The sequence below is a fragment of the Aeromonas sp. HMWF014 genome (genome assembly GCF_963878295.1).
Classification (GTDB): domain Bacteria; phylum Pseudomonadota; class Gammaproteobacteria; order Enterobacterales; family Aeromonadaceae; genus Aeromonas; species Aeromonas popoffii.
On sequence record NZ_CAWNYS010000355.1, the window covers coordinates 23,200 to 32,039 of the forward strand.

At 57.3% G+C, this 8,840-nt stretch carries 7 protein-coding genes; 5 read left to right on the forward strand and 2 right to left on the reverse strand.

Translation table 11 applies throughout. The features are described 5' to 3' along the window. The 5 genes from rlmKL to rmf form a co-directional block, all read left to right on the forward strand. The coding region (gene rlmKL / locus AAC083_RS14780) for a bifunctional 23S rRNA (guanine(2069)-N(7))-methyltransferase RlmK/23S rRNA (guanine(2445)-N(2))-methyltransferase RlmL (protein ID WP_258224708.1) at window positions 1-1,797 on the forward strand (1,797 nt) is incomplete at its 5' end. After that, entirely contained in the window at window positions 1,797-2,027 is a 231-nt protein-coding gene (locus AAC083_RS14785) for a glutaredoxin family protein (RefSeq protein WP_108536998.1), read from the forward strand. The genes rlmKL and AAC083_RS14785, both read left to right, overlap by 1 nt. 72 nt (window positions 2,028-2,099) lie before the next feature. Further along, the gene (uup, locus tag AAC083_RS14790) at window positions 2,100-4,010 is read left to right on the forward strand and encodes an ATP-binding cassette ATPase Uup (protein WP_042037787.1); all 1,911 of its coding nucleotides are present in this window, start codon (window positions 2,100-2,102) and stop codon (window positions 4,008-4,010) included. 8 nt (window positions 4,011-4,018) lie between these two features. Further along, window positions 4,019-5,653, forward strand: coding sequence for a DUF3466 family protein (locus AAC083_RS14795; protein ID WP_108536999.1), 1,635 nt, complete (start codon window positions 4,019-4,021; stop codon window positions 5,651-5,653). 159 nt (window positions 5,654-5,812) lie between these two features. Then, window positions 5,813-5,992 carry a ribosome modulation factor gene (gene rmf, locus AAC083_RS14800; protein WP_005315693.1) on the forward strand — a complete coding sequence of 60 codons (180 nt, stop codon included), beginning with the start codon at window positions 5,813-5,815 and terminating at the stop codon, window positions 5,990-5,992. Window positions 5,993-6,076: 84 nt separating this feature from the next. Here the strand turns inward: rmf and fabA are convergent, their stop codons facing one another. After that, complete coding sequence (gene fabA, locus AAC083_RS14805; protein WP_042037785.1) at window positions 6,077-6,637, reverse strand: 3-hydroxyacyl-[acyl-carrier-protein] dehydratase FabA; 561 nt, start codon at window positions 6,635-6,637, stop codon at window positions 6,077-6,079. A gap of 81 nt (window positions 6,638-6,718) precedes the next feature. Continuing rightward, the gene (locus tag AAC083_RS14810) at window positions 6,719-8,695 is read right to left on the reverse strand and encodes a Lon protease family protein (RefSeq protein WP_042037784.1); all 1,977 of its coding nucleotides are present in this window, start codon (window positions 8,693-8,695) and stop codon (window positions 6,719-6,721) included. Window positions 8,696-8,840 lie beyond the last annotated feature (145 nt).

The window sequence follows — 8,840 nt, forward strand, 5'->3', positions numbered from 1 at the left end:
ATCGTCGATCGCTTCACCAAGCGGGGTCACGTGCGCCCGGACGTGGACAAGAAGTCGCCGGATATCCGCATCATGGCGCACCTGGGCAAAGGCAAGGCCAATATCACGCTGGACTTGTCAGGCCCGGCGCTGCACCAGCGTTTCTATCGTCAGGGCACAGGCGAAGCGCCGCTCAAAGAGAACCTGGCCTGCGCCATGATTGCCCGTAGCGGCTGGGCCGGTGAGCCCATGATGGACCCCATGTGCGGTTCAGGTACCCTGCTCATCGAAGCGGCCTTCATCGCCGCCGACATGGCGCCGGCCCTGCGCCGCGAGCGCTTCGGTTTTGATCGCTGGCTGCAGCACGATAGCGAGTTGTGGCAGAGTCTGATGATGGAAGCGCAAGTGCGCGCCAAGCGCGGCATGCAGCGCTGCGAAGTGAAGCTGTTTGGCTGCGATGCCGACCCCCGCGTGCTGCTGAAGGCGCGCGATAACGCCAAGGCGGCCGGGGTGGCCCACCTGATTACCTTCAAGCAGGCCGAAGTCAGTGCACTGGATAACCCCTTGCCGATGGCGAGCGTCGAAGGGGAGGCCCGTCAGGTCGGCATGCTTATCTCCAACCCGCCCTATGGCGAGCGTCTTGGCGAATTCCCGGCGCTGCTGGAAGTGCACCAGGCCCTCGGCGATGCCCTGCGTCGCAGCTTCCAGGGCTGGCGCGTCTCCATTCTCTCTGCCTCGCCCGAGCTGTTGAGCTGTCTGCGTCTGCGTGCCGACAAGCAATATCGTCTGTTCAACGGGGCGCTCGAGTGTCAGCTGCGCAATTACCAGATTGCACTGGACTCCGTGGCATCCCAAAAAGAGGTGGCGCAGGACTTTGCCAACCGTCTGCGCAAAAATCTTAAAACCCTCGAGAAGTGGGCCAACAAAGAGGGCATCGACTGCTATCGCCTCTATGACGCCGACTTGCCGGAATACAACGCTGCCATCGACCGCTATCAGGACTATCTGGTGGTGCAGGAGTATGCCGCGCCCAAGGACATCCCCGCTCAGAAGACCCGCCAGCGTCTGCTCGACATGGTGCAGGCCGCCATCAAGGTGACCGGCATGGACGGCGAGAAGGTGATCCTGAAAGTGCGCGAGCGTCAGGAGGGCAAACAGCAGTATCAGAAGCTCGCCGCCGAGCAGCACCGGATGGAAGTGCAGGAGTACGGCGCCCGTCTGTGGGTCAACCTCTACGACTATCTGGATACCGGCCTGTTCCTCGACCACCGTCAGACTCGCCGCATGCTGGGTCAGATGGCCAAGGGCAAACGCTTCCTGAACCTGTTCGCCTATACCGGCAGTGCCACTGTGCACGCAGGTCTTGGCGGTGCCAGCGAGACCACCACGGTCGACATGTCCCACACCTACCTGAATTGGGCGCAGGACAACATGCGGCTCAACTCGCTGGTGGGCCGTCAGCACAAGTTTGTGCAGGCCGATTGCCTGAAGTGGTTGTCAGAAGCAGATGAGCAGTACGACCTCATCTTCATCGATCCGCCGACGTTCTCCAACTCCAAGCGGATGGACGAGAGCTTCGACGTACAGCGCGATCACCTGCTGCTGATGCAGCACCTGAAGCGTCTGCTGGCGGCCGATGGCACCCTGGTGTTTTCCAACAACAAGCGCCACTTCAAGATGGATCTGGCTGGCCTTGAGGCCGCAGGTCTCAAGGCTCGCAACATCACCCAGCAGACCCGACCGAAGGACTTCGAGCGTAACCAGCATATCCACAACTGCTGGATCATCACCCACGCCGAGGCGCCTGCAGAAGCTTGATGCTGACCCTGTTTCACACCGACGGCTGCCATCTGTGCGAACAAGCATGGGGGCTGGTGGAGGAGGCCGGACTGGCTGACCAGACTCGCCAGTGCGACATCATGGACGATGCCCAGTGGCTTGCCGCCTATCGGGTGCGCATTCCGGTGCTGCGGGATGAGGCAGGGCGTGAGCTGGGCTGGCCCTTCACACGGGTTGAGTTGAAGGCCTGGATTGCACGTCAGGATTAATGCTGATTTGACGATGAAACGGGAGCAGGCCCAGTCTGTCGCCCGTTTTTTCATATGAAATAAGGAACGAAAATGGCTCTTTTAACATTGCACGGCGCTTGCTTGTCGTTCAGTGACTTCCCGTTGCTCGACAATGCCGAGCTCAGCATAGAGCGCGGTGAGCGTCTCTGTCTGGTCGGGCGCAACGGGGCAGGCAAGTCCACCCTGATGAAAGTCATCGCCGGCGAACTGCCGCTCGATGATGGCCGCATGGTGCAACAGCAGGATCTGAAGGTCACTCGCCTCGAGCAAGATCCGCCCGCCTCCAGCGATCTGACCGTGTTTGACTACACGGCCGAAGGGCTGGCTGGCGTCGGCGAGCTGCTCAAGCAGTATCACCATATCTCCATGGAGCTGGCCCACGATCCCAGCGATGCCAACATTCGCATCATGAGCGAGCTGCAAGAACAGCTCGATTATCAGAATGGCTGGCAGTTCGAAACCCGTATCAGCCAGGTGCTGACCCTGCTGAACCTCGATCCCGACGCGACCCTGGATAGCCTCTCCGGTGGCTGGTTGCGCAAAGTCGCACTGGCCCGGGCACTGGCCTGTGACCCCGATCTGTTGCTGCTGGATGAGCCGACCAACCACCTGGACATCGAAGCCATCAACTGGCTTGAAGAGTTCCTCAAGGATTTTCGCGGCGCCATCGTCTTCATCTCTCACGATCGGGAGTTTATTCACAAGCTGGCGACCCGGATCATCGATCTGGATCGCGGCGAGATCACCTCCTGGCCTGGCAACTACGATCAGTACCTGCTGGGTAAAGAGGAGTGGCTGCGGGTCGAGGAGCTGAAAAACGCCGAATTCGATCGCAAGCTGGCCCAGGAAGAGGTGTGGGTGCGTCAGGGCATCAAGGCGCGCCGCACGCGCAACGAAGGGCGTGTTCGTGCCCTCGAGGCGATGCGAATGGAGCGTTCCCAGCGTCGCGAGCTGCAGGGCAAGGCCAAGCTGCAAATGGACGATGTGAATCGTTCCGGCAAGCTGGTGTTCGAAACCGAAGGGCTGGGGCTCGACTTTGGCGATCGTACCCTGTTCCAGGGGCTGGATCTGCAAGTGCTGCGCGGCGACAAGATTGCTCTGGTGGGCCCCAACGGTTGCGGCAAATCGACGCTTATCAAGTTACTGCTCGGTCAACTCGACCCCAGCCGTGGCCTGGTCAAGGGCGGCACCAAGCTGGAAGTCGCCTACTTTGACCAGTATCGTGATCAGCTTGATCCCGAGCAGACGGTGATGGAGAACGTGGGGGAGGGCAAGCAGGAAGTGATGGTACGCGGTCGTTCCCGCCACATTCTGGGTTACCTGCAGGACTTCCTGTTTGAACCCAAGCGGGCACGTACCCCGGTGAAAGCCTTGTCAGGAGGCGAAAAAAACCGTTTACTGTTGGCCAAATTGTTCTTGAAGCCCAGTAATTTACTGATCCTCGATGAACCAACCAACGACCTGGATGTCGAAACGCTGGAACTGCTGGAAGAGCTGCTGGCAGACTATCCTGGCACCCTGTTGCTGGTGAGCCACGATCGTCGGTTTATCGACAACACTGTGACCGGTTGCTGGCTGTTTGAAGGGGATGGCCGTATCAGTGATTACGTGGGGGGGTATGCCGACATGATGGCGACCCGTGCCTTGCAAAGCACGCAGCAGGCGGCGAAAGTGGCGCAGGCCAAAACGCCAGAGTCTGCCGCTGTGGCGAGCCAGGTGGTCACAAAAACCAAAAAACTCTCTTACAAGTTGCAGCTGGAGCTGGATAATCTGCCTGCACGACTGGAACAGCTGGAGACGGAGCTTGATGCCCTGCAGGCCGAGGTAAACCATCCCGGTTTCTTCGCCCTGCCGAGCGATCAAACCCAGCTCAAACTGGATGCCCTGAATGCAGCAGAGGCTGCATTGGAACAAGCCTTCTCCCGTTGGGAGGAGTTGGAAGCGTTGAAACATCAGGACTAAGGAAGTAGATGAAAAAGCAATTATCCATGCTGGCCATTCTGGTCAGCGCCAGCCTGCATGCCCAGGCGGCACAAAGCCCCTTTTTCACCATTGTCGACGGGTCTGACAAGGGATATGCCAGCGGGATCAGTGCCGATGGCAACGGGCTCATCGGGATCAACACCAAAAACAACATGGCCGAGCACTTCTCGACCGTGCAGTTTGCCGACTTCCTGGTCGATCGTTTCCGTTTTGAGCAGGGCTGCATGCTCTCCAACTCGGTCTGCAGCGCCTTCTGGAGCGACAACAGCAACTTCGCCTTCCAGTGGCGTCGTGACTTCCTGGATGCTGTCGATCAACGCAGCAACGTGGGTTATGTCGTTCGCAGTGAAGTTGACGGTCTGGTGACTGCACTGGGTGACGTGCCTGGTACTCAGGTCGGTTACAAGATGAATGGCAAGCTGCGCACCGCATTTGCCGTCGTTAATGACGGCAACAGTGTCAACCTCAAGGATGGTGCCAGCAGCCACAGTCTGAGCGTGCCGACCAGCATCAAGAAGCTGGACAATGGCCAGTATCTGGTGACCGGCACCGCGGCCACCGGCAAGAACATCGCCGTCAATTCCGAGCCCTATAACTGGTGCTTCGCCGGTAACGATGGTCAGTATGGTGACTATCGCTACTGCCCGGGACTCAACACCCAGGCAAGCTTCTGGTTGCTCGACAGCGCCGGCACCTTCAACAAGCTGGTCCAGGCCAATGAATATGCCCGTGGTCGCAACGAGGTGGTGCAGACCGCCTCCGCGCTCGCCGTTGGTGAATTCAACGGCAGCCTGTACGGGGTGGGTTACTCCTCTACCGGCGAGATAGGTACCAACTACCTGGATGGCCGCAACCTGGCGGCATACTGGACGCTGGATCTGGATAACAGCAAGGTGGGCACCACCAAAATCATACCGCTGGCCGAAGGCGAGCCGGGCAAGGATGACGCCAAGCTGCAACACAGCTGGGCTGTGGGGGTCAATGACAACGGTTATGTGATTGGCAACCAGCTCTATCGCATCAACAAGGGCCAGAACCGCCCGGTCGAGATGTTCGTGTTCAACTTGAACACCCAACAGACGGCGAGTGTGCCGTTACAAGACCGCCCAATCAGCGGTGCAGGCTCAGAAGCGGCTGCCATCAACAACCACAATATGGTCGTTGGCTGGCGTGACTCTCGTCACCAGACCCAACCCGTGGTCAATGGTACCAACCGCATGCAGGAAGGTTTCCTGCTCAACGCGGCGACCGGCAACAACTGGTATCTGAACGACCTCATCTGTGGTCTGGACGATGCCGGTGCCAAGCAGTGTGCCCAGAACGGCTACTACTATCACATCGTTTATGCCAGCGGCATCAGCACAAATGGTACCGTGGCGGCGACGGCTTATCGCTACAACAGCGAGAGCGATCTCAACAACCGCAGCAATGCTACTGTGGTCAGCGTGAAGCTGGCACCGGTTGTGAAAGATTTCAAAAACGATGAACCTGCCAGCTACGTGGTTGCCAATGCGCCGGTCAATAACCAGACTGGCCAGGATGGCGGCAGCGGTGGTGGCAGCCTGTTCTGGTTGACTCTGCTGGCTTTGCCGTTTACCTGGCTGCGCCGTTACCAACGATAAAAAGACATGTCACTAAAAATTAATGTGGTTCAATGTCTTGTGTCACAATGACCGGATAACATGGAATTTTTTGTTTGACCCTGTCCACTCTGTGGGGTAAAGATGAAAGCGACCGATGAAAAATTGGTCGCTTTTTTTGTTCCACGAAGAGGGTCGTAGATGATGAAGAGACAGAAACGGGACCGTCTGGAAAGAGCTCGTGCTCGTGGTTATCAGGCTGGCGTTGTCGGCAAACAGAAAGAAGCATGTCCGTATCAATGTCTGGATGCCCGAGGGCATTGGCTTGGTGGTTGGCGTGACGCCATGGAAGGGCGGGGCTCAGGCCTCTTCATGAAGTAGTAGGTACTTCATCACTCATTACAAAAGGAAAGGGGCCATCGCGGCCCCTTTACGTTATCTCTGTCTTACCACTGGATCAGTTGATCAGAATGCTGTGGTATCTTTAAAAAGGCCCACTTTCAGGTCGGTGGCGCTATAGATGGGGCGGCCATCTACTTCCACCACGCCATCGGCGATCCCCATGACCAGCTTGCGGTTAATCACACGCTTGAAGGTGATTTTATAGGTCACTTTCTTGGCGGTCGGCAGGATCTGGCCAGTGAATTTCACTTCGCCCACACCCAGAGCACGACCTTTACCCGGGCCACCCTTCCAGCCGAGGAAGAAGCCGACCAGTTGCCACATGGCATCCAGCCCCAGGCAGCCAGGCATCACGGGATCACCCGGGAAGTGGCAATCGAAGAACCAGAGGTCCGGCGTAATGTCGAGCTCTGCCAGGATCTCGCCTTTGCCATGCTCGCCACCGTTATCGTTGATCTTGACGATGCGATCCATCATCAACATGTTGGGGGCGGGCAGCTGACTGTTACCCTCACCAAATAATTCGCCACGGCTGCAGGCAAGCAACTCTTCACGGGTAAACGAGTCTTTACCTTGTTCACACAGGGAAAGGCGGGCATCAATGGCGGTATTGTCTAGGGTCACGCTGTTTATCCTTCATATGGGTCAAAGCCGAGCCAATTTAGCGTACACTTGTGCGCTAAACAACTCCGATCACTTCTTTTATTATAAGCCGAACAACCGGCCCAGCAGGCGACGGAGCAAGCCCCCCTTGAACGCCGTGCCATTGAGCTCGTCCAGGCGCTGCTGAATTCGACCGAACAGGGTATCCGGCATATCCGGTTCACCCGCCACGCAGCCGGTCAGCAACTCGATAGCCTCTTCCACATGATCCACTGGATGAATGTGGAACTGACCTGCCTCGACGGCGGCAATCACCTCGTCGGAGAGGTTCAACTGCTGGATGTTGGTGCCCGGTAGAATGATGCCTTGCTTACCGGTGATGCCGTGGATCTTGCATACCCGGAAGAAGCCTTCAATCTTCTCGTTCACACCTCCCACCGCCTGCACATTGCCGAACTGATCGACGGCGCCAGTAACGGCAAAATGCTGATAGATGGGCTGGCGGGCGAGGGCGGAGAGCAGGGCACACAGGCCGGTCAGAGAGGCACTATCACCATCGATTTCGTGGTAGGACTGCTCGAACACCAGATTGGCAGAGAGCGGCGAGGGGGTCTCAGCACCAAACTTGTTGGAGAGATAACCGTGGATGATCATCATCGCCTTTGCGTGGATATGACCAGCCAGCTCCGCTTTTCGTTCGACATCCGCAATGTCGCCATCGCCCAGATGCACGGTCGCGGTGAGACGTACCGGTTCGCCAAAATCATAAGGGTGACCCGAGACTTGAATGACGGAGAGGCCATTGATCTGACCGATCTCCTCATCATCAGTTTGCAGCAGGATCTGGCCATCAATGACACCCTGATCAGATTGCTCCACCAGGTAGTTGAGGCGGTAGTCCTGCTCTTCCTGCGCCAACCGGATATGCTCATCGGTCACTGTGTCGGCTTCCATCTCGCGGGCCAGGCTGTCAGCCATGCGCATGATAGCACCAAGCTGGATCTCGGACAGAGAAAGCCACTCCTGATGGTCACACAGGCGGCTGGCATGACGACAGAGGGCGGCGAGGGCCGCCGGGGTGAAGTCCAGCAGAGCCCAGCGTTCACGGATCCAGGCGAGGTACTGCAGGAACTCTGGCAAGTCTTCCTCAATATTGACTTCTGACACCAGATCCGCGCGCAGAAAGATACGTTCGGACATGTCCCTGTCCAACATCTGGAACTCGGATACCTCTAGGCGATCGCCAACCAGGATCAGCTTCAGCCGGATAGGGGTCGCTTCGGGGGTGAAGAAGGGGGTCAGGGTTTTGCCTTCCTGATAGGCGTTCCAGTCCAGTTCGCCTTTCTGGATGGCATTTTTTAGCTTGAACCAGAGGTGGGGCTGATCCAGCAACTCGTCGAGTTGCAAAATAAGGTAGCCACCGTTGGCCTGGCGTAACAGGCCAGGTTCAAGCAGATGCTGGTTGGCATACACTGAGCCTTGCTCTGTCTGATAGTTGATGGAACCAAACAGGGTATCCCAGTTCAGATCCCGGCCATAAATCACAGGGGCTTCCTGCTCTTCATGATGGATCAGCAGGTTGATCAGCACGGGATGCTGGAACTCGAGTCCCTGGGCAACATGAGCCGCCAGATCGGAGAGAAAGTCATCGATCTTGGGGTCGTTGTTCTGCTTGCGCATGATGCGGGTGACCAAGCGCTCGGCATCCAGATGGTGGCTCATCAGCTTGAGCAGCTCGCCAACCATTTCACAAAACTCGACGCCGCTACCGGGCTGCAGACGCAACCAGATTGGTTTGAACGGGTTGTTCAGGTTCTCTGTGTAACAGAGATCGAACAGGTCACCATCCCTGCCATTTGAGGCGGCAATCAGCGTCTGACACACACCTTCATAATCCGCACCGGGGAAGCCGTTGAGCAGCATGACCGGGCAGTCGCCATCAAAACTGGCGAGTCGTTTGATGCCAGAAATGGCTCTGGGTTGCAAGGCGGCGAAAGGTATGGGTTCGATCTTGCTGAGGGCGGTGAACTGTTCAATCGAAAAAGCGGGTTTTAGTTGTTCTGATGTTAATTCAGCCACTTAAGACATCCGGTCAGAGATAGGATCAATTGTTGCCATTATACACAGTTCAATTAGTGGGAACAGGAAACAAGACATCTAATTTAACATAATATACATTATGCGCGGTCAGGCTTGGGGGTAAGGCAAAGGGCCGGTAGGCCCC